Origin of the sequence: Cryobacterium sp. W22_MBD10_FK3 (genome assembly GCF_052113745.1) — a bacterium.
Taxonomy (GTDB): domain Bacteria; phylum Actinomycetota; class Actinomycetes; order Actinomycetales; family Microbacteriaceae; genus Cryobacterium.
On record NZ_JBGQOH010000006.1, the window covers coordinates 74,341 to 98,391 of the forward strand.

Annotated in this window: 22 protein-coding genes and 1 pseudogene; 6 read left to right on the forward strand and 17 right to left on the reverse strand. The window is 64.3% G+C overall.

The window, feature by feature from the left end; translation table 11 throughout:
* Positions 1 to 5: 5 nt before the first annotated feature.
* Positions 6 to 749 (forward strand): ABC transporter permease, encoded by a 744-nt coding sequence (locus ACEN2M_RS08410; RefSeq protein WP_441647668.1) that lies wholly within the window; start codon positions 6 to 8, stop codon positions 747 to 749.
* Positions 746 to 1,279: an NUDIX domain-containing protein gene (locus ACEN2M_RS08415; RefSeq protein ID WP_441647669.1), complete on the forward strand. Its 534-nt coding sequence runs from the start codon at positions 746 to 748 to the stop codon at positions 1,277 to 1,279. Before ACEN2M_RS08410 ends, ACEN2M_RS08415 begins: the two co-directional genes overlap by 4 nt.
* Before the next feature lie 113 nt (positions 1,280 to 1,392).
* Here ACEN2M_RS08415 and ACEN2M_RS08420 read toward each other — a convergent pair whose 3' ends face one another.
* The 9 genes from ACEN2M_RS08420 to ACEN2M_RS08460 form a co-directional block, all read right to left on the reverse strand.
* The gene (locus ACEN2M_RS08420) at positions 1,393 to 2,970 is read right to left on the reverse strand and encodes a DUF222 domain-containing protein (protein ID WP_441647670.1); all 1,578 of its coding nucleotides are present in this window, start codon (positions 2,968 to 2,970) and stop codon (positions 1,393 to 1,395) included.
* 101 nt (positions 2,971 to 3,071) lie between these two features.
* Positions 3,072 to 3,932, reverse strand: a complete 861-nt coding sequence (locus ACEN2M_RS08425; RefSeq protein ID WP_441647671.1) for an endonuclease/exonuclease/phosphatase family protein — start codon at positions 3,930 to 3,932, stop codon at positions 3,072 to 3,074.
* Between the two features lie 64 nt (positions 3,933 to 3,996).
* Entirely contained in the window at positions 3,997 to 4,803 is an 807-nt protein-coding gene (locus tag ACEN2M_RS08430; protein ID WP_441647672.1) for a carbonic anhydrase, read from the reverse strand.
* Between the two features lie 482 nt (positions 4,804 to 5,285).
* Positions 5,286 to 6,236: a carbohydrate kinase family protein gene (locus ACEN2M_RS08435; RefSeq protein WP_441647673.1), complete on the reverse strand. Its 951-nt coding sequence runs from the start codon at positions 6,234 to 6,236 to the stop codon at positions 5,286 to 5,288.
* 26 nt (positions 6,237 to 6,262) lie between these two features.
* Positions 6,263 to 7,258 carry a glycosyl hydrolase family 32 gene (locus ACEN2M_RS08440; RefSeq protein WP_441647674.1) on the reverse strand — a complete coding sequence of 332 codons (996 nt, stop codon included), beginning with the start codon at positions 7,256 to 7,258 and terminating at the stop codon, positions 6,263 to 6,265.
* Between the two features lie 9 nt (positions 7,259 to 7,267).
* A complete protein-coding gene (locus ACEN2M_RS08445) occupies positions 7,268 to 8,059 on the reverse strand; it encodes a carbohydrate ABC transporter permease (RefSeq protein ID WP_241979923.1) in 792 nt (263 codons plus the stop codon).
* A gap of 176 nt (positions 8,060 to 8,235) precedes the next feature.
* Positions 8,236 to 9,189, reverse strand: a complete 954-nt coding sequence (locus ACEN2M_RS08450; protein WP_441647675.1) for a carbohydrate ABC transporter permease — start codon at positions 9,187 to 9,189, stop codon at positions 8,236 to 8,238.
* Between the two features lie 57 nt (positions 9,190 to 9,246).
* Positions 9,247 to 10,542 carry a sugar ABC transporter substrate-binding protein gene (locus tag ACEN2M_RS08455; RefSeq protein ID WP_441647676.1) on the reverse strand — a complete coding sequence of 432 codons (1,296 nt, stop codon included), beginning with the start codon at positions 10,540 to 10,542 and terminating at the stop codon, positions 9,247 to 9,249.
* A gap of 104 nt (positions 10,543 to 10,646) precedes the next feature.
* Complete coding sequence (locus ACEN2M_RS08460) at positions 10,647 to 11,669, reverse strand: LacI family DNA-binding transcriptional regulator (RefSeq protein WP_441647677.1); 1,023 nt, start codon at positions 11,667 to 11,669, stop codon at positions 10,647 to 10,649.
* Positions 11,670 to 11,912: 243 nt separating this feature from the next.
* Here ACEN2M_RS08460 and ACEN2M_RS08465 point away from each other — a divergent pair, with 243 nt between their 5' ends.
* Positions 11,913 to 13,424 carry a GTP pyrophosphokinase gene (locus tag ACEN2M_RS08465; protein WP_441647678.1) on the forward strand — a complete coding sequence of 504 codons (1,512 nt, stop codon included), beginning with the start codon at positions 11,913 to 11,915 and terminating at the stop codon, positions 13,422 to 13,424.
* 438 nt (positions 13,425 to 13,862) lie between these two features.
* Positions 13,863 to 14,750: a DNA adenine methylase gene (locus ACEN2M_RS08470; protein WP_441647679.1), complete on the forward strand. Its 888-nt coding sequence runs from the start codon at positions 13,863 to 13,865 to the stop codon at positions 14,748 to 14,750.
* On the opposite strand, the gene ACEN2M_RS08475 is transcribed toward ACEN2M_RS08470, so the two are convergent.
* The 4 genes from ACEN2M_RS08475 to ACEN2M_RS08490 all read right to left on the reverse strand — a co-directional run bounded on the left by ACEN2M_RS08475 (position 14,722) and on the right by ACEN2M_RS08490 (position 19,288).
* The gene (locus ACEN2M_RS08475; protein ID WP_441647680.1) at positions 14,722 to 16,236 is read right to left on the reverse strand and encodes a hypothetical protein; all 1,515 of its coding nucleotides are present in this window, start codon (positions 16,234 to 16,236) and stop codon (positions 14,722 to 14,724) included. The two genes, ACEN2M_RS08470 and ACEN2M_RS08475, sit on opposite strands and share 29 nt — an antisense overlap.
* 233 nt (positions 16,237 to 16,469) lie before the next feature.
* Positions 16,470 to 17,555 carry a hypothetical protein gene (locus tag ACEN2M_RS08480; RefSeq protein ID WP_441647681.1) on the reverse strand — a complete coding sequence of 362 codons (1,086 nt, stop codon included), beginning with the start codon at positions 17,553 to 17,555 and terminating at the stop codon, positions 16,470 to 16,472.
* On the reverse strand, positions 17,545 to 18,549 hold the full coding sequence (locus ACEN2M_RS08485) for a hypothetical protein (protein ID WP_441647682.1): 1,005 nt from the start codon (positions 18,547 to 18,549) through the stop codon (positions 17,545 to 17,547). The genes ACEN2M_RS08480 and ACEN2M_RS08485 overlap by 11 nt, the downstream gene beginning before the upstream one ends.
* A gap of 253 nt (positions 18,550 to 18,802) precedes the next feature.
* Positions 18,803 to 19,288, reverse strand: coding sequence for a helix-turn-helix domain-containing protein (locus ACEN2M_RS08490; protein WP_441647683.1), 486 nt, complete (start codon positions 19,286 to 19,288; stop codon positions 18,803 to 18,805).
* A 33-nt stretch (positions 19,289 to 19,321) separates the two neighbouring features.
* Between ACEN2M_RS08490 and ACEN2M_RS08495 the strand changes: the two genes are divergently transcribed.
* Complete coding sequence (locus ACEN2M_RS08495) at positions 19,322 to 19,888, forward strand: VanZ family protein (protein WP_441647684.1); 567 nt, start codon at positions 19,322 to 19,324, stop codon at positions 19,886 to 19,888.
* A 101-nt stretch (positions 19,889 to 19,989) separates the two neighbouring features.
* Here ACEN2M_RS08495 and ACEN2M_RS08500 read toward each other — a convergent pair whose 3' ends face one another.
* On the reverse strand, positions 19,990 to 20,697 hold the full coding sequence (locus ACEN2M_RS08500) for a TetR/AcrR family transcriptional regulator (RefSeq protein ID WP_441647685.1): 708 nt from the start codon (positions 20,695 to 20,697) through the stop codon (positions 19,990 to 19,992).
* 74 nt (positions 20,698 to 20,771) lie between these two features.
* Here ACEN2M_RS08500 and ACEN2M_RS08505 point away from each other — a divergent pair, with 74 nt between their 5' ends.
* Positions 20,772 to 22,178, forward strand: a complete 1,407-nt coding sequence (locus tag ACEN2M_RS08505) for an MFS transporter (RefSeq protein WP_441647686.1) — start codon at positions 20,772 to 20,774, stop codon at positions 22,176 to 22,178.
* Between the two features lie 111 nt (positions 22,179 to 22,289).
* Here ACEN2M_RS08505 and ACEN2M_RS08510 read toward each other — a convergent pair whose 3' ends face one another.
* From ACEN2M_RS08510 to ACEN2M_RS08520, 3 genes and pseudogenes are all read right to left on the reverse strand, one after another.
* Positions 22,290 to 22,469 carry a helix-turn-helix domain-containing protein gene (locus ACEN2M_RS08510; protein WP_441647783.1) on the reverse strand — a complete coding sequence of 60 codons (180 nt, stop codon included), beginning with the start codon at positions 22,467 to 22,469 and terminating at the stop codon, positions 22,290 to 22,292.
* A 6-nt stretch (positions 22,470 to 22,475) separates the two neighbouring features.
* Positions 22,476 to 22,925 (reverse strand): annotated as a pseudogene (locus tag ACEN2M_RS08515) (AraC family ligand binding domain-containing protein); the annotation flags it as partial.
* A 119-nt stretch (positions 22,926 to 23,044) separates the two neighbouring features.
* Positions 23,045 to 23,983, reverse strand: coding sequence for an aldo/keto reductase (locus tag ACEN2M_RS08520; RefSeq protein ID WP_441647687.1), 939 nt, complete (start codon positions 23,981 to 23,983; stop codon positions 23,045 to 23,047).
* Between the last annotated feature and the right edge of the window lie 68 nt (positions 23,984 to 24,051).

Sequence of the window (24,051 nt, forward strand, 5' to 3'; positions counted from 1 at the left end):
CCGCTGTGATCACCACGCTCCACGCCGAGCTGACCAAGACGCTCACGCTGCCGAGCATCCAGCTCACCCTCGCCGCCGCCGTCATCGTGCCGCCCGCACTTGCCCTGGCGGCCGGGCTCACCTTCGACCCGGGCGCCCCCGCCGGCGCATCGTTCCCGATCGAGGCGCACGGCTTCGAAACCGCGGGATTCGGCCAGCCTCTCGTCATTCTGCTCGCCGCCCTCATCACCGGAACCGAATACCTGGACGGGCAACTTCGCAGCACCCTGCTGGCCGTGCCGCAGCGCGGCCGGGTGCTGGGCGCGAAGGTGATCGTGACCGCGGTGCTGGCCGCTCTGGTGGGCCTGATCGCCACCGCCGCGGCCGTGCTTCTCGCGCACGCCGCCCTGGGCGAGCACGGTCTGGCCCCACATGAGTTCACGACAGGCATGGCCTGGAACCTTCTCGGGGTGGTGACCAACTACGCGCTCATGGCTGTGCTCGCCGCCGCGATCACCGTGCTCGCCCGCACCCTTGTGGTCACTCTCATCGTGCTCGTGCCTCTCGTGCTCGGCCTCACCATCTCCCTGCTCGGCGCCCTGCCGGCGCTGAGGTACCTGCCCGATCTGGCGGGTCTGCAGCTGCTCACCCGGTACCCGGGCGTCGGGCTCCTCGAGCCCGAGGTCGGCGTTCTCGTGATGGCCGGATGGGCCGTTGTGCTGGTCGTTGCGGCCGCGCTGACCTTCGACAGGCGAGACAATGGGGCATGACTGAAGCAGTGTCGACCCGTGAGGTGTACCGCAACGCTTGGATGACTGTGCGGGAGGACGTGGTGCGCCGGGCGGATGGGTCGGAGGGGCTGTACGGCGTGGTCGACAAGCCCGACTTCGCCATCGTGGTGCCGTACGCCGATGGCGGCTTCTGGCTGGTGGAGCAGTTCCGGTACCCGGTCGGGCGCCGGGCGTGGGAGTTTCCGCAGGGCTCCTGGCCCGCGCACAAGGGTGGCAGCCAACTGGATCTGGCCCGCGCCGAACTGCAGGAGGAAACCGGCATCCGCGCCGCCGAGGTGCGCCACATTGCCCACTTCTACAGCGCGTACGGTCACAGCAGCCAGGGCTGCGACCTCTACCTGGCCACCTCCCTCACCGAAGGCGCGCCGGAACGCGAAAGCACCGAACAGGACATGGTGCACCGGTGGTTCAGCGAAGACGACTTCACCCGCATGATCCGCGACGGCGAGGTGGTGGATGCGGCGACGATCGCCGCGTACACCTACGTCGTGCTCGACCGACAGGCCTGATTCCCGAGCTCCCAGCCTCACTGAGAGCACACTGCGATCTCACACCCCACCAGACAATCCTGAATCAGAAGGCGCCAGGCGCACCAGATTGAGGGGCGCCAGGCGATCCCGGCTCAGAACGGCGGGTTGTCGGGCACCGGTGGCGTCGGGTGCCGCTTCGGTCGGTGCCTGGGCAGCAGGTAGCTGTCGTCGGCGGTCCCCTTCCGGGTTTTCGGCCCCAAGACCGGGGGTCGGGGTCGTGGTGGTCCCATTGGGTTGGCCGGGTCGGTGTGGTAGCTGCGTTGGCCGGGTGAGGTCCAGAGCAGAATCCCGCCGGGTTCCTGGGTGACCCGCCATTGCGAGAGGTGCTTGAGCCGGTGGTGCGGTTCGCAGAGGTGGGCGAGGTTGTCGCTGTCGGTTCGGCCGCCGCCGGCCCACGGGTCGGTGTGGTCGACGTCGCTGGTCACCGCCGGGCGTGCGCAGCCGGGGAACCGGCAGGTTTCGTCGCGCACCCGCAGCCACTTCTTCATGGCCTTGGTGTTCTTGTGCTGGGTTTTGCCCAACGAGAGCACCACCCCGGTCTCCGGGTGGGTGAGCAGCCGGGTGAAGCTGGGTGCGTGGCCGGCGATCTCCCGGGCGGTCTCGGGCGAGATCGGCCCGTACCCTTCGAGGGCGGCGGGTTCGTCGTCGAGGCCGAGCAGGGTCAGCACGGGCACGGTGATCATCACCGTACCGCGGATCCCCGCGCCCATCCCGTCCGGCGTGATCCCGTCCAGGAGCAGCGCCCGGGTGATGTCGGCGCGGAGCTGGTCGAGGGTGCGGGTCGGGAGCTCCTCGGCCCGGTCCTGACCGACGCCGGCCGCGTCGATCCCGAACGCGGCACCGCTACCGATCCCGGACCCGGCGTCCGGACGGTCAGCGGCTGTCGGGTCGCCGATCTTCTTCAGGCTCACCGCCATCGAGTTGATCCGGTCGTAGGCGGCTCTGGTGTCGTGTGCGGTGCCGTACCAGTGCAGCCAGCCCATCCCGTCGGCGGCCGCTTCCCAGCGGCTGTGCCGCTGCGCGAGGGCCTGCGTGCTGCGGGTCACGATGGACTCCGGGTGCAGTTTCTCCCGCAACCGGTGGGCCTTGGTGATGAACCGGCCCACCGGCAGGCGTTTGGCGTGCGGGAGCACGGCCTCCTCGAACGCGGCCTGGTGCTCCATCGGGAGGGTGTCGAGCTGCTCGAGCAGAGCCAGCGCGTGCCGGTAACTGATCTGCCCCGCCGCGAGAGCGTCGAACGTCGCCGGGGCGCTGTAGCTGAGCGCACGGCCCTGGTCCATCCGGCGTTCCACGGTGCGTTCGGCCACGTGGATCAGGCAGGCCAGCTCGCTCACCACGGTGCGCCGGGCGACCTCGGGGTTGCCCCACCGGGTGAACGCGGCCGCCCGGGCCTGATCGGCGGTCATCGTGGCCGCGTTCTGGTCGGCGGCCCGGATGCCCTCCAGGTCGCCGTGCAGCCTCGAGGCGACCTGAGGTTGCTCGCTCCATTCCTGCAACTCCACCAGCTTCGCGGCGTAGCGGGCCTCGGCGGCAGCGATCGAACGGTACTCGACCGCGGCCTCCTCGGTGATCTGGGCGAGTTCGACCCGGACGTGTTCGTCCAGGTTGGGCTTCGGAGAGTAGTCGTCATCGTCCGAAGCCGGCGGTGGTGCCACATCAGGGCTACTCATGCTGAGATCGTCTCACCTACCACCGACATTGCACTCTGCCCGGGACACCCCCGGCAGGCAACATCCGCAAACCCCAGTTCAGCGGCGGAAAAGCGCGCGCTTCAGCGCTCAGGAACTTCGCGAGACCTGTCGGCGCGGAGCACCGCCTGCACCGGCTCATGGTCGGACGCGGCCAGGCCGTTGAACCGCACCGCGTTGATGCCGGTGCGCAGCACGGTCACGCCCGGCCCGGCCAGGATGAAGTCGATGCGCTTGCCGCCGGGCCGCGGCCGCTTGTAGTGGCCGAAGGTGCCCCACTGCGGGGTGACCCGCTCGACCGCCGCGAGCCAGGCGTCTCGCAGGGTGGCGTCGCCGGTCAGCCGCCGGAGCACCGCCGAGTCCGCGTCGGCGTTGAAGTCGCCGGTCACCACGATCGTGGCAGTCGGCTCGGCCATCCGCGCCGCGCCCACGAGCTCCAACAGGTAGTCGACCGAGCGCAGCCGGGACCGCCACGACAGGTGGTCGAGGTGAGTGTTGAACGCGAGCACCCGACCACCGGTGCCGAGGTCGGTGAACTCGGCCGACACCAGGATGCGCCGCACCAGGTTGCCCCACGACCGGGAGCCGGGCTCGTTCGGGGTGTCCGAGAGCGCCCGCTGGGTCCAGCCGGTCAGCTCCAGCCGCCGCGTGTCATAGAAGATGGTGCAGCGTTCGTCGTCCCCGTCGGCGTTCCGGCCGCGGCCGACCGATCGGTAGTGCGGCCCGAGCGCTTCGCCCACCGCCTCCACCTGGTCGGCCAGCGCCTCCTGCACCCCCAGCAGGGTTGGCTGCTCGGCCTGCAGAATCCGCTGCACCAGCGGCCTGCGGGTCTCCCAACGATCCGGGCTGCTCGGCATCAGATGCACGAACCGTCGCCGGATGTTGAAGCTCATGACGTGCAGATCGGGTGCGGCCACCGGGCCGATCAGCGGGGCATCCGTCATGAAGCAAGCGTACTGATCTGTCGCGCGGGGTGGCCGCAAAAGCCCCAGCGGCTCGACGCAGGCTCTAGTCCTCGGTGCCGAGCTCGGCAGCGCCGCCCACAACCACGCGGTCGCCGAGCGGCTGGGTGGGCCGGGCGTTGTGGCTGTGCGCTCCTTCGAGTGTGCCGATCTGCTCCGCCGACATCGAAATCGGCGTGCCCATCACGACCCACTGCACGTCCTCGGTGCACGGCGGCGTGGTGAGGCTGCCCGAGTACTCGTAGTTCTCCAGCGTCGCCGGCAGCACGTCGGCGATATCCAGCGACACGTCTTCTTCGTCGGTCACATGCGTGGCCGCCTCGATGAACGGCGCAATGGCGTCGGATGCGTCGCCCTCGGTCACGAGGATGCCGAGCACCAGCAGCTTGCCGTCGGCATCCGCGTTCACCAGGTGCAGCTCGGCCGCGGCAGGCTGGCCGTTCACGGTGTGCTCCGACGGCACGTGGGCGTGCATCTGCTGCAGGCTGTATTCGTCGCCGCCGAAGGTGAGGGTCTCGCCCTCACCTTCGGACTCGAACTCCACCGCGTGGCCGGTGTCGAAGACGTCGCCCGCGGCGTCATCAGCGCTCAGCTGGATGCTGGTGCTCGGCGCGGGCACGGTGGCCGGCAGGTCGATCGGGGACTGGTCGGTGCCCGCCGCGCAGGTCTCGAAGCTGGAGTCCACCTCGGCCCACGACGCCGGGCCGGTGTCGCCGTCGTATGACCAGTGCGCCGGCTCCGCCGCCGGGGTCGTGCTCGGCTCGGTTGCGGCGGGTGCTGCGGGTGCGCATCCGACAAGGGTGACGGCGGCCACCGCGAGGGCTGAGGTGATGAGCAACGATCGTGCGGACATGCAAACTCCTAGAACTGCATAGACGACGCCGCACCGAACATGCGGCGTGACCACCCTCCAACGAGGGCCGCCTTCCCGAATCATCCTCTTGGCGCGGGGTGCCTACTGCCGTTGGCGTAGGGCCTTCGGTCCCGTCGCGATCATTGTGCGTGGCAGCGGATGCGCCCTGTCGAGGGGCGAGAGGCCAGTTGCGGGCTGCCCTGGGGCGGCACGGGGCACGAACTGGCTTCTCGCGCCCGCGCCCAACCGCGAGATGACAGTTTGGGCCAGTGGGGACGCTCGCAACTGGCACCAACTGGCTTCTCACGATGGCGCCCAGACGCGAGATGACAGTTGGGGCCAGTGGGGACCCTCGCAACGGGCCTCAACTGGCTTCTCGGCGACCCGCGGCCTCTGGATGCGTCGTCAGTGCACCTCGTATGGGCGACCGCGCCCGCTATTGCGGGCGCGGTCAGCGGTACGAGGTGCAGTGAGTGCGTGTTCTAGGCTGCGGCAGCCGCGGCGAGCTCGGCGCGGGTGGGCGGGTCGGCCCCCGCGCGGGACACCGTGACGGCGGCGGCATCCGCGCTGCGCCGCATGATGCCCTCGAGAATGCCCAGAGGCAGCTCGCGCAGCGCGCCGCGGCGATCCGCCCCGACGACATTCGCGTCGATCAGCCCGTCGATGAGGGCGCCCATGAAGGTGTCGCCCGCGCCGACGGTGTCGACCACGGTGACGAGCGGGGCGAGCACCGAAACCCTGCCCGCCGCGGTGAGCGCGAAGGCGCCCTCCCCTCCCAGGGTGACCACCACAACGGATGGCCCGGCGGCGAGCCACGCGGCCGCGGCGTCGGCCAGGCTCTGGTCGGGCTGCAACCAGCGCAGATCCTCATCGCTGACCTTCACCACATCGGCGAGGCGCACCAGCTGCTCCACCCGCGACCGGGCAGCCGCGGCGTCGTCGACCAGAGCCGGGCGGATGTTCGGGTCGAACGTGATGGTGGCCGTGCCCCGGCGGGCCTCGACCAGACGCGCCACGTCGGCTGCGCCCGGTTCGAGCACCGTGGCGACCGACCCGACGTGCAGCACGTCGGCCGGGCCGGCCAGCGAGACGTCCACGGCCCAGGCCAGGTCGAACTCATAGGTCGCCGCTCCCGAGGCATCGAGAAGCGCCGTCGCGGTAGAGGTGCGCTCGGCGCCAACCCCGGCGACCCGCACATCGGATGCTTCGAGCCAGGCCAGCACCGCGCGGCCCCGCTCGTCGTCACCCAGGCTGGTGAGCAGCTGCGGATGCCGGCCCAGCCGCCCCAGCGTCAGCGCCACGTTGGCCGGGCTGCCGCCGGGCGCCTCGTGCCGGGAGCCGTCGGCCCGGTGCACGAGGTCCACCAGGGCCTCGCCGACCACCAGCACCCGGCACTCCGCCGCCCCGCCGCCGCTCACAGCACCGCCGCTCACAGCACCGCTGCTCACAACGCCGTCAGTCACAGCACCGCCCCCGCGAAGTCGCTCGCCGCCGCCGGGTCGGGCACCTCCCGGTGCACCAGCCCCAGCACCGGGTCGGCCGTGACCGGCACCGGGTCGCTCAGGGTGCCGACGAACTCGCCGTCGACGATGTTGACGAAGCCGAGCAGCACCCAGCCCCCGTCGGCATCCCGCAGCAGCCGGGCGGCGTAGAGGTCGGTGCGGTCGAATAACACCGAGCCGGTGAAGTCCACCTGTTCGAGTCGGGCATCCACCGGCACGCTGTAGACGCCACCCACCTCGCCCAAATCCTGGCGTTCGGGGGAGAGCTCGGAGACACCGCAGCAGAACAGCAGCACAGGCACGCCGTCGACGATCTCGAACTGGAACACCTCGAGCTGGCCGAAGCCCTGGCCGGGCTGGCTGAGCGGCGGTTGCACGGTCCACTCACGCAGGTCGTCGCTGGTGGCGTGGCCGAGCACGCCGCGCACCAGCGGGTCGCCCACAGAAGCACGCGCGGTGATCAGCATCTGCCAGGTGCTCTCGCCGGGGAACCTGAACACCCACGGGTCGCGCCAGGCCTGGTCGTGCCAGACCGACAGGTCGAGCGTCTCGTAGAAGGCCGGGTCGGCCTCCACGAGCGGCTCGGTCGACACCTTGGTCCACGTGAGCAGGTCGGGGGAGGTGGCCGCGCCGACCCGCTGCACCATGGTGTCTTCGGCGCGGGAGGTGCCGGTGTAGAACATCCACCAGAGCCCGTCATCGGCCCGCACCACTGAGCCGGTCCAGGTGGTGCCGTCGTCGAAGGCGGGGGCATCCGAGATGATCAGAGCGTCCTGCACGACCGTCCACGAAACCAGGTCGGTGCTCACGGCGTGGCCCACGATGGGGTGCCGGTGCCGGCGGTCGGGATCACCCAGGGCCTTGCTGGCGTGCAGGTAGAAGGCGTGCGTGACGCCGTCGACCTGCACGTACCAGGAGTCCCAGATCCACTTATCGGGCAGTTGGAGCGACATAGAACGGGCCTAACCTTTCACACCGCTGGACGCGATGCTGTTGACGAATGAGCGTTGGAACGCGATGAACAGGGCCACCACGGGCAGGGTGATCAGCGTGGAGTACGCCATCACCTCACCCCAGGAGACGTTGAGCTGGAAGAAGTACTGCACGCCCACCATCACGGGGCGCAGCTCCTCGGTTTGCACCACCATGAGCGGCCAGAGGTAGGAGTTCCAGGCGGGCAGGAAGGTGAGGATGGCGACGGTGGCGATGGCGGGGCCGGAGAGCGGCATCACCACCTGCCGGTAAATGCGGAACCAGCCGGCGCCGTCCATGCGGGCGGCCTCGTCGAGCTCCTTGGGGATCGACTCGAAGTACTGGTGGAACAGGTAGATCGAGAACGCGTTGGCCACGAACGGGATGATCTGCACCTGGTAGGTGTCGATCCAGCCCTTGCTGAACATGAAGCCCAGCTCGGTCAGCTCGAACGACGGCAGCTGGTTCACCCACCACACCAGCGGCAGCGCGAGGGTCTCGAACGGCACGATCAGGGTGGCGATGATCAGGGTGAGGATGACGGTTTTGCCGCGCACCCGCATCCGGCTGAGCGCGAACGCGGCGAGGCTGTTCACCAGGATGCCGGCGACCACGGTGATCGCCGAGATGCCGATCGAGTTGACCAGGAACCGGGCGGCGGGCACCCGGTCGAAGACGGCGGCGTAGTTGTCCATCGAGATGTTGCCGATGGGCAGGAACGCGGCGATCGACGACAGGTCACCGAAGATCTGCTGGTCGGGCTTCAGCGACGAGACGAACATGAACAGGATCGGGAAGAGGAACAGCACGGCCAGGCCGATCCGGAGGATCCAGCCGCCGATGCCGACAACGCGCTTCTTACGGGCCGTCTTCTGACCGAGCACCGCGTGCGGGGCGGATGCCGGCGCCACTTCGGGAATCGCCGCGTGTGCATTAGAGACGTGTGAGATCGCCATGATCAGGCCTTCTCTCTGCTGAGGAAGCGCTGCACGACCGAGATCAGCAGCACGATGACGAAGAACACGAGGGAGATCGCCGAGGCGTAGCCGGTCTCCTGCTGGGCGAAGCCGGATTCGACGGCTTCGTAGACCACCGTGGTGGTGGAGTTGAGCGGGCCGCCCTGGGTCATCACGCTGATCTGGGTGAACAGGCTGAGCGCCTGGATGGTGATGGTCACCAGGATCAGGCTGCGGGTGGCGGAAAGGCCCGGCCAGGTGATGTACCTGAAGCGCTGCCACGGCGAGACGCCGTCGAGGTCGGCCGCTTCGTAGAGGTCGGCGGGGATGGTCTGCAGCCCGGAGAGCCAGATGATCATGTGGAAGCCCACACCCTGCCAGACCGACATCAGGATGATCGCCGGCATCGAGGTGGTGGTGTCGTTCAGCCAGTCGGGGCCGGTGACCAGGCCCATCGTGACCCGCTCGATGATCACGTTGATCAGGCCGTCTTGCCGGTACATGAACAGCCAGAGCAGCGAGACGACGACCATGGAGGTGACCACCGGCAGGAAGTACACCGTGCGGAAGAAGGTGGTTCCGCGCACCTTTTTGTTGACCAGGATGGCCATCACCAGGGCGAGGCCGGCCTGCAGCGGAACGACGACCACGGCGAAGTAGCCGACGTTGATGAGCGCACGGAAGAACGCGGCATCCGCGAACAGCCGCACGAAGTTGTCGAGGCCGACGAAGACCGCCGGGTAAGGCGAGATGAGGCGAGCGTTGGTGAAGGCGAGCCCGAACGCGAGGATCGCCGGGACGAAGATGAACAGGGCCAGCAGCAGCACGGCGGGCGTGAGCATGGCCAGTCCGGCGAGGTTTTCGGTCTTGCTGGTGCGGTCCCGCTTGGGCCGGATGGGCCGGGCCGGGCCGCCGGCGGCGGGGGCCGCCGGGGGTCGTTCGATCGTGGTGGTCATGAGAGTCTCCCTGAGCGAGAGCGGGGGTGCGGCGCTGTGCCGCACCCCCGCGGTCGACTACTTCTGCGTGTAACCGCCGTTGGACTTGATGTTCGCGTCGATGGCCGTAACCGCCGCGTCGAGGGTGTCTTGCGGGTCGCCGCCGTTGATGATGTCCTGCGTGGCCTTGGTGAACTCCGTTGCGATGAACGGGTAGGCCGGGGTCTCGGGGCGGAGCACCGCGCTGTTCGCGGAGAACTCGCGGAAGATGGCGAGGTTGCCGCCCTCTTCGAAGCCGGGCACCAGGGCGGCGGCGGCATCCGTGGCGGGGATGGTGGCGGTGGCCACCGAGACCGCGGCGATGTTCTCGGGGGAGAGCGAGTAGGAGAGGTAGTCCATGGCTGCCTCGGGGTTGGCGCAGCCGGTGGTCACGCCCCACTGCCAGGAGCCGCCGCCGATCTTGGTGCCTTCGCCGAGGTCGACGGAGGGCATCACGGCCAGGTCGTCGCCGAGAACCTCGGCGTTGGCGGCGGCCGCCCAGCTGCCGCCGTACTGGATGGCGGTGACGTTGTTCTGGAAGTCGAGGGCGGAGTCGGCGCCGCTCTTGGTGGCGATGTAACCCTCGGTGGCGAGGGACTGCATCCACTCGGCCCACTCGAGCGCTTCGGGGCCGTTGAGCACGCCCTCGGCGGACTGGTACTCGTCACGTTCGATGAGGTCGCCGCCGAAGGACTGCAGCAGCGGGGAGTACGCGTAGGGGTACCACTCGCCCACGTCGCCGGTGCCGATGTCGAGCGGGTTGGCCCAGGTGCCGGTGGCCTTGAGCTTCGCGAGTGCGTCGTCGAACTCGGCCTGGGTCCACGGCTGGTCGATGGTGGCCTGGCGGATGCCGTTCTCGGCGAGCACGGACTTGCGGGCGAACATGGCCAGCGCCACGTCGTAGTAGCCCACCGAGTAGGTCTCGCCGTTCCAGACGCCCAGCGTGCTGGGCAGGTTTTCGTCCAGGTCCACGCTCAGGTCGAGCGGGGTGAGGTACTTGGCCCAGGCCCAGTTGGGCACGTTGGGGCCGTCGATGTCGACGATGCAGGGCAGCTTGCCGGATGCGGCGGCCGCGATCACCGAGTCGTTGTAGGAGGCCTGCGGGAACGCCTGCAGCTTCACGGTGGTCTCGTCTTGGCTCTTGTTGTAGCCGTCGACGATGGCCTGCACGGCGGCGAGTTCTTCGGTGTTGCCGCCGTTGTGGGTCCAGATGGTGAGCTCACCGTTGGTGCCGTCGGAGCCGCTGCCGCCGCTGGGGGCGCATCCGGCCATGGTCGCAACGAGACTCGTGGCCACTAAACTCGCTACGATCAGGCGCTTCTTTGCGTGTCGCATCTTCATTCCTTCTTATCGGTTGGGGTGGGGTGTCTCGGCGAGGAGTGCCGATCGTCGCGACCGTTCCAGCGGTCGCGAAGTGTGGAGGTTGGCTCGTCGCCGCGTCAGCGCGGCGGCGGGCCTACTGACTGCCGCAGAACCAGCGGACAGTGCATGCGAATCTGCTGCGGAGCCGAGTCGGCGTCGCCGGCGAGCTCGGCCGCGAGCCGCTCGATGGCCCAGCGGCCCATCTCGTAGTGCGGCAGCGCAATAGACGTGAGCCCGGGTAGCAGCGCGTCGGCGAGCACCTCGAAGTTGTCGATGCTCACGATGCTCAAGTTCTCGGGGATGCTCAGGCCGGCCAGCTGCGCCGCTTGGTACGCGCCCATTGCCATCCGGTCGTTGAAGCAGAACAGCGCCGTGGGCCGCTCGGTCAGGGCGAGCAGTCTGCGGGCCGCGTCACGGCCCGGCGTGGTCATGGAGTCGGTCACGGTGACCAGTGACTCGTCGAAGGCGATGCCGTTCTCGGCCAGGGCAGCGCGGTAGCCGGCGAGGCGGCCGCGGGTGGCGGGGATGTCGTCGATGTTGCCCAGGTAGCCGATGCGTCGGTGCCCGGCTTCAAGCAGGTGCGCCATGGCGGTGCGGGCCGCGCCCTCTTCGTCGGGCACCACCGAGGAGAGGTCGGTGCGGTCGCTGGATGCGTCGAGCAGCACGGTGGGGACGCCGCTCAGTGCCGCCGGCAGTTCAACGGCCTGGTGGTACATGCGGGCGTAAATGATGCCGTCGACCCGATGCTGGAGCAGCGCTTCGATGCCGCGGTCTTCGATGCGGGAGTTGCGGTTGGAGTTGACGACCATGAGCACCTGGTCGTTGGCGGCTGCGGCCTCCTGAGCGCCGAGCAGCACGTTGCCGGCGTAGGGCGTGGTGGAGATCTCGTCGCTGACGAAGCCGATGATCTGCGAGCGCTTGCTGCGCAGCCCGCTGGCGAGTCGGTTGGGTGCGTAGTTGAGGCCCTCGGCCACCGACTTGACGCGTTCCCGGGTGGCGTCGCTGAGCTGTCCGCCGCCGCTGAGCGAGTGTGACACGGTCGTCACGGAGACGCCGGCCGCGGCCGCGACCTCTCGAATGCCCACACGCTTGCTCATCATTGAACCCAATCCCAAAAACGTTTTTGTTGATGTGGGTGAGAGCTTACATAAACGTTTTTGTGGATGTCAAGCAATTGCGACGATGGCGTGGTCGGCATAGCGGAGCGCGTGGAGGCCTCGCGGCTATCCGGGCGGAGGAGCAACGTCTTAGCGGGACTCAATGCCTCGTGCTTTCGGTCCCCTTCTGGTATCGAAAGGCCTAGTCAGAGCGCCCATCGCGCAAATTGTGGCAGACTCACGAATGTGCCCGATATCGGAGTGGAACCAATTCTGCCTACGTATGCCCAATTTGCGGCGTGGCATGCTCAGGCGAATCAGCGGTTTCTGGAACCAGCGCGTTCTGCAGCGGAACGAGTCCTTTCAGAGTTGCTGGATAGCAAGGTGGACCCGATCGACCGCGGGCGTTTTCGGATATCCACAAGTCGCGTAAAGACTGCTCAGAGAGCTTTCGCCAAATTAAGCCAGGAAAGATACGCAGCGGAGTTCACTGAAAATGAGCGCATCCCCGAAATCATCGATGATCTTGTCGGTTTGCGCCTGGTCTGCAACAATCTCTCAGACATCAATACGTTCCAAGAAATCATCGGGGAGTTGCCTCTCGACGACGGAGCGCGCACTTCCTTGGCCGTAGAAAGTGAATCTCAGCGCGACTATTTCTCTAATCCCAAGCCGTCGGGATACCGTGCCTTCCACGTGAATTTCGTCGTTCCGGTCGCGCAGGCGCACGAAACGAAGCGAGTGCGTGTCGAAGTGCAGGCTCGAACTCTGCTACAGGATGGTTGGGGCGAGTTGACCCACGAGGACACTTACAAACCAGGATCCAAGGTTCCGGACTGGATTGTGGGGATGTCCCTTCGAATGGCCGAACTACTAGCAGCGGTCGACAACATAGCCCAAGACCTTCGAACAGGCCTCGACGTTGAAACCCAGCGCTCGGTCGATGAAGATACGAGTGCTTCCGATATCGCGTTCATCGAAACCGGCCAAACCACGATCGCGCTAGCAGTTCCATCGTTTGAGACAAAAAGCGGCACTCCAGAGGACCGCATAGCAACCAACGTCGAAGTGGCGCCTGCGTACTCAGAGCTGCAAACCGCGCTCATTAGAGAAGCGAAGCGCTTGATTGAGGATCTTCGGCACCCAATCGGACTTGCAGCGCTCTCGCAGTCGCTCGCGTCAAAATTCGGCACGAATGTGACTCAAACCTGGGCAGATTTCGGTGGCTTCAAAATGTTGCTTCAGGTGGCGGTTCCTGAGGTGGTACTAACCGGGCCGTCTCCTGGTTACGTTCACCCGCTGGGATCAACACCGTCGGCGGAATGGATAGATACGACTCTCACGGCTGACGAAGCCGACGGCGTGCCAACATTTTTGAAGAGTCTCCGGACCTACGACAAAGCACTTCCGCTGATCTCTTCGGAGCGAATGACGCAGGTAATTGAGACGGTGGTCGAAGTAGTACTGTCCCAAGGTTCCCCGCAAATCGATCGCGGTCGAGTCTCGCAGTTGGCTCTCGATGAGCTTGCAAAGCAAGCGCGTTCATTCGCAGAGCGACAAGGTCGTCTGGTTGTTCGGCCGCATGCGTTATATGTGTTGATGGTTCTGAACAGGCATGACCGAATCAACTCTGAATTGAACGTCGTTGACGCCAAACGGGTACTGGGCGGATCTGTGCTACAGAGCGCGATCAAGAATGGCCTGATTGAGGAAGAGAATGAGGCGGCTCAGGAAATCAAGGCATGGTTGCAGATCTAAAGAGGTTCGCAACTAAAGGCGGTTTTGTCTGTCTGGGATGGAGCTTACATATACGCCTTTCCGGATGAGAATAAGCCATCGGTTCTGAATAAGAACGTATTGCGCCACATAGACGCATCCGGAGCATTACGTGATGCCAAGACCCTTGTCAGCGACGGCTTCGTCTGTCGTGACCGCGCATATTCTGATTCACTCCTGGGGAGGCGCCGTGATAAAAGTGCGCGAGAGTGAATGATGCACCCGAGCTGACGCCGAGCTCAACAGCCGGCCGTCCCGATCGGGCACCCGGATGGAACCCACGGGGCGGTCGCTTCCGGCGTCTCGGCTTCTCAAGCTGTTGTTCAAGCGAGCCGTTAGATGCATAGCGGACCACGCAAACTACACTTGTGGAGCGTGTGGCAAACGCCTTGGCGGAGCCCAGCATACTAAGGACACAAAATGAGCATGGTGACTGTCACGTCTGACCGACGCTTGGGGCGCCACAGCCCGTTGCGGTATCCGGGCGGCAAGAGCAAGCTGGCAGGCTTCTTCGCGGATCTCATTCAAGAGCGCGGACTTCCAGATGTGACCTACGTTGAGCCCTTCGCTGGCGGCGCCGGCGCGGGTCTTGCTCTCCTGCAGATGGAAGTTGTAAATCGACTTGTCATTAATGATCTTGACGTGGCTGTCTATTCATTCTGGCAATCAATAGTTACTCAGAACGAGCAGTTTGCACGGTTGATCGAGTCTGCACCGCTCGACCTCGAAGAGTGGGCGCGTCAGAAAGAGATTTACCGAAGGGCGGACGCACGGGACACCCTGCAACTTGGGTTCGCGTTCTTCTATTTGAATCGAACGAACCGGTCGGGCGTTCTTCATGCCGGGGTGATCGGTGGCAAGGCCCAATCGGGTTCTTATCGCATCGATGCACGGTTCAATAGAACGGACTTGGCAGCCAGGGTCCGCGCGCTTGAGCGGCTCTCGGAGCGAATCACGGTGACCGCAATTGACGGCAAACGTTGCTTCGAGACCTACTCAGAGGATCAAAATGCATTCCTCTACGTGGACCCCCCTTACGTTGAAATGGGCGGTTCGCTCTACCTGAATTCATTCACCCATCGTGACCATGCGGCGCTCGCGGGTGCGATCAACAGGGCAGAGCACGGGAATTGGTTGCTCACATACGACGATGTCCCGCTCATACGCGATCTCTATAGAGATCGCGACATTTTCGATTTCGAGTTGAGCTACAGCGCTCATCGAGTAGAAAAGGCTCGTGAGCTTATGATTGCGGCTGGCCCGTTGGCGTCGGCAATCTCTAGCCGGGCTGGCGCTCGAGAGCTGTAGGTCCTGCCAGAAGCACTCCGATCAGAGGGTGCACCGCAGCCCAAGTTTCGTTGACATCTTTGCGGCTGAATGTGACATCGGGTTCATGGTTGCTTGCGTTCAGTGATTGCGCGCTGCGTAGGTAGGACTCCCTCTGCAACGACTTCTTCGCCTTGAGGCCAGCGAGGATGGCCGACAGACGCGAGTCGTCAGCGAAGTGGTCGCCTGCATGCGTCAGGCAGTGGCTTAGTTGGGCCTGGTGGCTGTTCGGGAGGTCATTGCTGGACTCGCGAAAGTACTGTTTCAACGTGCATTCCAGGAACGTTCGTATCATGTCCATTGTCGCGTTGGGAAAATCGTGCACGTCAATGAGCCGAAGCTCGTCAAACCTAAGTCTCAAAGGCGCGGACTCGAGGCTGTACTCCAAGCCGATCCAATTCAGACGTGAATCATGGACTGATCTATTGGGCGCCCTATTGACGCGGGATTCTGCGTAGTCGGGCCTAGGTTCAGCTTCTCCGCGGGGGTTGCGTTCTCGGCTGTCAACTCTGGGACCTACAGCGCCCTCCTTTGTTGCCGAGGTGGTCAGTGGGCCCGCCCCGGATGAATGGAGATCTACAGGCCTGGCAGCGTTGTTGTCACCCTCAATGTTCGCGAGGTGTGTAGCCTTAACGCCGTTCGCGATGTCGACGAGGGATTGAATGTAGTCCGAATGCTCAGGGGATCGTTGAAGGATCCGCGGTCCGCGAGTAGATATGTACTTCGCCTGCAAGTCGGCGAGGACTTGGACCAGCATACGGCGACGGAATGCTTCTCTGCCATCTTCCGTGACGAACCCATCAGAGTTGATCGTTAGACCCGCAGCCCGTTGGAAATGCGCGCTCTTATAGAGGTACTCCAGTGATGTCATTTTGAAGGCGACGCTGCCCGTGAAAGCCACCGCGGCCGGCGAGATGGCGGCCGCCGCGCGAAACAAGCGAGCCATTTCAGAGATAGTAATGAATCGCGCAATTTTGTTTGCAACAGATGGATACAGCGCTCGCAGGTCGTCCACGGTTGTTGAGCTGTTTAGCTGGGAATAGTAGAACGTAGCCTGTTGCTCAAGTCCCCATGCTTTCTTGGCATCCCGAGTGTGTAGACGAGCAAGTATGGGCTGGGCGGACGTCCGATTCGGGGCGATCATCACCCGAATGATCGATGGAACAAATTCCTCGAAGTTGTCGATGCGACTCGCGAGCCCTTGCAACTGCTTCTCATAGGTAGGAACGTTGGCAGGAACAAGTAGCCCCTTCAGAGCTGAGACGCGCCTATTTCCCTCAAGGACAATAAGGCGCCCCTCGACAAGCGTCGCTATCGGTAGGTCGTTGTCGAAGTAGCCGTCTTGACTGATTTCACGAGCCAGTTCTAGAACGCCTTCGCTTGCGTAGAGGTATGCGATAGTGGCCCGCTCATCGGGCTGCACACCCTTGATTCGCACGTTCTCCGGGTCCGGCACGAGGTCCTTCACAAGGATTTCCTCGATTGGCCATGACGATGTGCTGATCAATTGCTGCCCCTCGCTCCAGTGCTCCTGCGCTCACCCTACTAGCTGACCCGCAAACACATTTCGCACACCTTCAACGCCTCAACATCCTCGAAAAACTGCTTTGGGACCGACATGCGAGCCGTATGCTACTCGGTGTCGGTTCGCGCAGCCGGGGAGTCCGAAACTACTGGCTGACAAGCGCAAGCAGTGCCGGCCTACTTCGCCAACGTTTCGGCAAATCTCTTCCAGCGAAAGAGCGCGGCCAGCCCGTCGACGCTTGCGACTTCGATCTGGTCGCGACCATTTGTGAGGGCCTCGTACCGTGGCGCTGCCATGTCAGTCAGTCGTAGGCGATCGATGACCAAGCCGTAAACACGTTCATCCCGCATGGCGTTATCAAAAGCGAGGCGTTCGAACGATTGCGACTTGTTTGGCTTGCAGGCCTCATAGACGGGGAAGGGTATGTACATCGAGTGCAAGAATTCACGGGTCGGTTTAATGGCGAACCACTCTGTGAAATATGGATCAATGAATGTTCGCAGGGGTTTTGACCGCCAATTCAGTCCAGAGGCGACCTGTCCGTAGATTACGAGTGCGCCGGGCGTTCGTCCCGCATAGTGCTTCCACGCCACGATGTCGACAGTTCCGTCTTTCGCCCAGCCACGATCCCAACCGGGGTTCTCGTCGTGCAGCTTGCCTAGTTTCATTTTGGCCGAGACTTTGTCTAAGGCGCCTCGGAGAGTTTTCGTATTGTCTGGGCGGGGCCAGCCCATGGAGTAGGCCGCTCCGCCAACCACTTCGGGGGCAACTAAAAAGGCTAATAGCTGCACATGTTTAGCAATGGCCATGTATTCAGGTGTGGTGGCCCCGAGGATTAGGTACCTGTACTTGATCACCGAGAACAAAACGCACACCAAATAGCAGAATTGGGCGAACCTGGCAGCCCCAGAGGTGGCGGGGGAGTACACCAACTTCCAAGTGCTTCCGGCGCTTCGAATGGCAAATGGATAATTCTCTCCAAGAACGAGAACACGATATTCGAGTTCAGCCAGAACTCGGTTCGCGAGGTTCTCGCTGCGCTCATCAAGGATGTAGCGATCGCCGCGCCCATTGTCCTCGTCGTCCTCGTCGTACCCCAGATCCTCGTCGTCGGCATCAAAAGGTGGTTCTTCCAGGGCGGCCGATGCCCGAAGGAACTGGCCCTTGCTTTGGCTCGAGGAAGCCGATGTCATCGCCGCAAGCTCAATCCAGTCGGCCAGCCTGCTTCGGGAGTCGGTGGGCGAGTACGCACTAATCGGCATTGACTTCGTCTTCGGAGACCACCAGTGCTTTTACGGTTGTGGTTAGCGCGCGAGCCGATTTTGCGATGCTCTCAGTAGCTGCGACCAACTCGGGATCGCCGTCGTAACTGCCCGTCAGCCGTAGGGCTTCTTCGACATCTTGGACCAACTTATAGACAAGTTGTGAGAACTTAGAGACTTTGTCTTCGGCGACATCGAAAGCGCGGTCAAGGTTCCGAGTCACCTCGAGTGTTGCGACTGCTGCCTTGTTCCCCAGGACCTGCACTAGATGACCTAGATCCGGATTCTGGCTTTGAATAACCGACGGCTCTCCGGGCTGGCCGTACAGCCAAGAAGTAAGTCGCGCGAGCGACTCGAGCCCGGCTTCGGGCACCGGTAGTTCCTCGAGCAGTCCATCAGTGACCTCAGGCAGCTTCAAATACTCGCGAGTCGCAGGTCGAGAGAGTGCGGTGTAGAGGTGCGAGAACGCGAATGACCGTCGGGAAATCAGGTTGCGATCGAATCCATTTAACTCGGCCTGTTTGAGGACCTTCCAGCCATTCACCAGCCGGCTAATGGTGTTGTGGTTATCGCCCAAGCGTTGGCTAACGGTGGCGATATCGCCGTCGTCATCTAGCCAACTCGCCGCGTATCGTGCTTTCGCAAGGGAATCCCATTTGAAAGCACCGTTGATGTGCTTGAACCCGATGAAGTCTCGGGCCTCTCGTTTCGACGTAACAGGGCGAATCCGGATCAAGCCAGGCATGGCGTTCGGATGCAACGGTGTCGGAATGGTCACTCCGATTGAAGCAGCGAGAACTGGATCCGCAATAAGCCTTAGCGCCGCGATCCTTCGATTTCCCTCGATTACGATGTTGGAGTTCACAAGAACAATCAGAGGCTCGTAGTCGTACCATCCGGAAGAAGCGATGGACTGAACAAGTTCTGACACATCTGCATGGTCGGCGAGATACTCGATCGCCGCGTTTTCGTCCTCGAAATGGGCATCTGGCATGCGAGGATTCTCAAGGTCGAGGAGTAGCTCACTCGGGTTCACCAGTACGTCATCCAGCAATTGGTGACCCTCATTCCCATTAGATTGGCGATCGAAGTCTAGTCATCACACGGATCGATCCTCCAGGTTCATGTGCTGTGGTTGCACTTTTGCCGTCCAATAGGTGTATCTGGTCGCGGACGAATGCAGATGAAGGCATTGCGGGGCGGCATTCCCAGGTAGCCGGACTGGCAACCGAGTAGAGCGGACACCGTCAACCCTTCCGCTGCCCCCGATACCCGAACGGCGTCACCCCGTGCACCTTCTTGAACTGGCGGGCGAAGTAGAAGCTGTCGGGGTAGCCGGTGGCGGCGGCGACCGCGGCGATGGACTGGTCGGTGGTGTCCAGGAGTTCGCGGGCCCGCGCCATCCGTAGCTGGGTTTGGTATTGCAGGGCGGGGTAGCCGATGCGGCTCTTGAAGAGGGCGGCGAAGTGGGAGCCGCTCAGGCGCGACATGGCGGCGAGCTCGGCCACGCTCACGTGGTCGTCGATGTGGGTGCGCAGGTATTCGGCGGCGCGGTCGATGGCGGCGTAGCGGCCGTCGCCGGTGGAGCGGTCGGAGGCGAGCAGGGCCATCAAATGCCAGGCGGCACCGGCGGCGGCGAGCAGGCTCGCCTTGGTGGTGTCGCGCTCCATCGACTGCAGCACCTCGGCGATCAGCGCCACCACCCGGCAGACACCCGAGGGCGGTCGCGCCACCGGTGTACCCGACGGCCAGTAGCGTTGCCAGCGATGAATAATCCATTCGCTGCAGTGCCGGTGCTGCCGATCGTGGTCCCGCTCGGTCTCGCGCTGTTCGCATTGCTGCTCTGGCGCCTGCGCGCGAAAGGGCTGTTCTCCGCCGCGCGCGCAACGGTCGCGGCGGCGTTGTCCGTCTACGCGGCCGGCATCAGCGCCAATACGGTCTTCCCTATTTATCTCAACAAGCCCGACAGCGGGCCCTGGATACCAGCACTCGCTCTCCTCCCGTTCCACGATTACGAGGTCCAGGACGCGTTGATGAACATGGTGGTCTTCCTGCCCCTCGGGATTCTCATTCCGCTTGTGCTCGCGCGACCGTCGTGGTGGAAGGTCCTCGCAACCGTGGTGGGAGTCAGTCTCGCGATCGAGGTGGCTCAGCTTGTGGCGCAGGGGCTGTTCGCGGGCGGCCATATCGCAGACATCAACGACCTCATCTTCAATACCGCGGGCGGCGCACTCGGTTACGGCCTATTCCTGCTCCTGGCCTTCGTCCCAGGCCTGTCGCCGCTCATCGGCCGCTTCCGATGGACGAGGGCAGATTCGGTGTCCCGCCGGTAATAGCAGGCGTTCCCTGCTGCCCGGAATGTGGCAGCACCGAGGAGACGCACGAATGCCCCTGCTGGCGGAGGTCTACAGATGAGACCAGAGTTCCAGGGCGATCACTCCGAGTGCGAGCGTCTCTCTGTCGGCCGACGCCGTGTCGCATGTTTGAGCGCACCGTCGATTAGAACGTCGATGCTCCAGGCGTTCCGTTCCTCGCGCGAACCGGAGACGAAGACGGCGGAACCTGCGCGCGCAAGCGTGGGGTGACGGTCGGGGTCTGCCGCGTCGAGGGTCGATTGGAGGTCGCTGAGTTCTTGCGCGTTATCGGAGGAATGTGCAGCTCTCTCGGCCGCCGATGCCGTCGCATGTTGCAGGAGTAGATCGACGGCTCGTGCGGCCGTTGTGGTGTCGAGCTCAAGGTAGTGGAGAAGGCGAAGCAACAAATCAAGAAGGTCGAGGTAGTGAACACCGTTCGGCCACGTCACCAGCGCGGCCTGGGCAAGGCCGGGTTGTCTCGTCAAGAGGTGCGTGTAGTCGTCCAGTACTCGGTGGAGGCGCGCACGTGGCAACTCGCTGTCGTCCCAGCTCAAATCCAGATCAATGAGGTACCGATCGATGAGCAGCGCGTTCAACTCCGTCGTGTTTTTGACGTAGACGTAGAGCGACGCGGGTCCAGTGTCGAGCGCGGTAGCAAGGCGGCGCATCGTGAGTTTGTCTGCTCCTTCGTTCTCGACAATCGCGACTGCAGCGTCAAGGATGCCAGCCCGCGAGAGGGGCGGCTTCGCTGGCCGGTCACGCCGACTGACGGGTTCAGGTCTCACCATGCCAAAAGTCTACCGTGGCTTGATCGTAACGAACATGTTCGTTACGATGTTGTTCGCCAACGAAAGGGGCTCTCATGACCATCACCGCAACTCCGCCCATAACCACGAAGGGTGTCTGGTTGACACTCATCGTCGTACTCCTCGCCGATGCGATGGATCTCATCGACTCGACAATCACCAACATCGCGGCGCCCTCGATCGTGGCGGACCTCGGCGCTGACCAGAGCGTGATCAAGTGGCTCGGTGCCGCCTACGCGCTCGCGCTCGGGTCTCTCCTGGTTCTGGGCGGAAAGCTCGGCGACAAGTACGGTCAGAAGGAAACCTTCCTCGTCGGGATGGCAGGCTTCGTCGTGGCCTCTGCAACCGCGGGGCTCGCGCTGTCGCCCGAGATGTTGATCGGATCGCGGGTCGCTCAGGGCCTCTTCGGCGCCCTGCTCATTCCGCAGGGCATGGCGATCATGACCGCCACCTTCCCGAAGCCCATGCTGCAGAAGGCATTCGGCGTCTTTGCTCCAATGCTGGGCGTCTTCGCCGTTGGCGGTCCCATTCTCGGAGGTGTGCTCATCGACGCCAACCTGTTCGGGCTCGAATGGCGACCCATCTTCCTCATCAACCTGATCCTGGGCGGTGTGGCGTTCGTCATGGCGGTCAAGTTCCTTCCCTCCGTGCCCGCCCGCCCCAGCACCCGCATCGACGTCCTCGGCAGCGTCCTGCTGGCAGTTGCTCTCTTCGGTGTCCTGTTCGGGCTGATCGAAGGATCCAGCGACGGATGGACTGCTCTCTCGATCGGCGCGATCATCGTCGGTGCAATCGTCTTCGCCGGGTTCGTCTGGCGTCAGGCCCGCACCGCCGAACCGCTCCTGCCGCGCACCCTGCTCGCCAACCGTGGCTTCACGGCCGGTTTGATCGTGGGACTGCTGGTGTTCGCCGGATTCAGTGGCCTAATGTACGTCATCTCGCTGTTTTTCCAGCTCGGTCTGGGATACACCCCCACCCAAACCTCCCTCAACCTCATTCCGCTGACCATCGGCATCATGGGTGGATCGGGAATCGCCGCTGTGCTCGTCGTCAAACTCGCCCGCCGGCTCGTCGTCCTGGGGCTCGTCGCGATCCTCGCCGGCATCGGAATCATGCTTGCCTTCATTCAGGCTGCCGGTCTCGGCCTGGAATGGTGGCAGGCGGGCATCGCAACCCTCCTCATGGGTGTGGGTGCCGGTATCTGCTTCAGCTCCATTTTCAACACCGCCCTCGGCGATGTTGATGCTCACGAGGCAGGCTCCGCCAGCGGCTCCCTCAGCGCCGTCCAGCAAGTGGCGAACGGTATCGGCTCGGCCCTCGTCACGAGCATTTTCCTTACCCTCCTCCCCTCCGGGGACATCGAGGCCGCTTCAGCCACTCTGGTCGGTTTGCTCGTCCTTGTCGCAGCCTGCCTCCTCGTTGTGCCACTGCTTCCTCGTACCGCGGTCGCCGACATCGAGTAACCGGCTGCACCACAAAGAGTCAGCACCGTTCGGGCGCCGGCGGCGTGGGATCTCGCGAGGATCAGCGGTGCGCACTGCACCGATGGCGCCAGCAAGCTCAACAAGCGGTCACTAATCCTTCCGCTGCCCCCGGTACCCAAACGGCGTCACCCCGTGCACTTTCTTGAACTGGCGGGCGAAGTAGAAAGAGTCGGGGTAGCCGGTGGCGGCGGCGACCGCGGCGATGGATTGGTCGGTGGTGTCCAGGAGTTCGCGGGCCCGCGCCATCCGGAGTTGGGTTTGGTATTGCAGGGCTGGCTAGCCGATGCGGCTCTTGAAGAGGGCGGCGAAGTGGGAGCCGCTCAGCCGCGACATGGCGGCGAGTTCGGCGACGCTCACGTGGTCGTCGATGTGGGTGCGCAGGTACTCGGCGGCGCGGTCGATGGCGGCGTAGCGGCCGTCGCCGGTGGAGCGGTCGGAGGCGAGCAGGGCCATCAGGTGCCAGGCGGCGCCGGCGGCCGCGAGCAGGCTCGCGGTGGTGGTGTCGCGCTCCATCGACTGCAACACCTCGGCGATCAGCGCCACCACCCGGTACACGTCCGACGGCGTGCGGATCGGGGCGCCCGGGGTCATGCCCGCCGCGGTGAGAAACTCCGGCAGGTCGCGGCCGGTCACGTGCAGCCACCACAGCGTCCACGGGGTGTCTTCGTTCGAGCCGTATGAATGCGGATGCCCCGGCGGCAGGATGATCACCTGGCCGGCGGTGACCGGGAACCGTCCGGCCGGGGTACTAGCCGCGACTCCGGGCCCGTGACCAAGTGAGGTCGCGGGCCCGGACCGGGGGTCGCCGTACGGTCACTGGTTCCCAGGGTCAAGCGGGGAGTCGGTCACATGCCGCGGTCGCCGATCGCGCCCGTCGGAACGATCTCCTGAATACGAGCGAGGTCGTCGTCCGTGAGAACCACGTCGGCCGCCGCGATGTTCTCCGCCACCCGCGTCGCGTTCCGCGATCCGGGGATGGGCACGATGTCGTCCTTGCGGGCGAGGAGCCACGCCAACGCCAGGCCGGCCAGCGTTGTGTTCTTGCGGGTGGCAAGGTCGGTGAGCCTGGTGACCATGGTCATGTTGGTGGCGAAGTTCTCCGGTGCCCACCAGCCGACGCCCTGACGGAAGTCGCCGACGTCGTAGTGGTCGCGAGGTTTGACGCCCCCGGTCAGGAATCCTCTCGCGAGCGGTGAGTACGCGACCAACCCGATTCCCAGTTCGGTGAGGGTGGGGAGAAGTGATTCCGAGTCGCGGGAGAAGATCGAGTACTCGCTCTGCATGACCGAAATGGGGTGCACGACGTGAGCGCGCCGGATGCTGTCGGGATCGGTGTTCGACAGGCCGAGGTAGGACACCTTGCCTGCCGCGACGAGTTCGGCCATGACGCCGATGACATCCTCAATGGGAACGGCCGGATCGGGGGCGTGCTGGTACAGCACGTCGATGTGGTCGGTGCCCAGGTTCCGCAGGCTCGTGTCGACCACGGCGCGGATGTGATCCGGCGCTGAGTTGCGGGCGAAAGTCGGGGTGAAGCCGAACTTGGTCGCGATGGTCACCTCGTCGCGGATGGGTGCGAGGGCCGTGCCGAGTAGCTTCTCGCCCGTGCCCCAGCCGTACATTTCGGCGGTGTCGAAGTGCGTCACGCCGAGGTCGTGGGCGTGACGGATGGCGGTGATCGATTCTGTGTCGTCGCTCGGACCGTAGCCGATTGCCGTTCCCATCGCGCCATAGGCGATGGCCGAGGCGGTGAATCCTTGCTTGCCCAGAGATCTCTTCTGCATGTGGTGTCTTTCTGTCAGTGGAGTTTGCACTCTACGCCTAAAGTGGCAGTCTCTGCCACACGCGATAG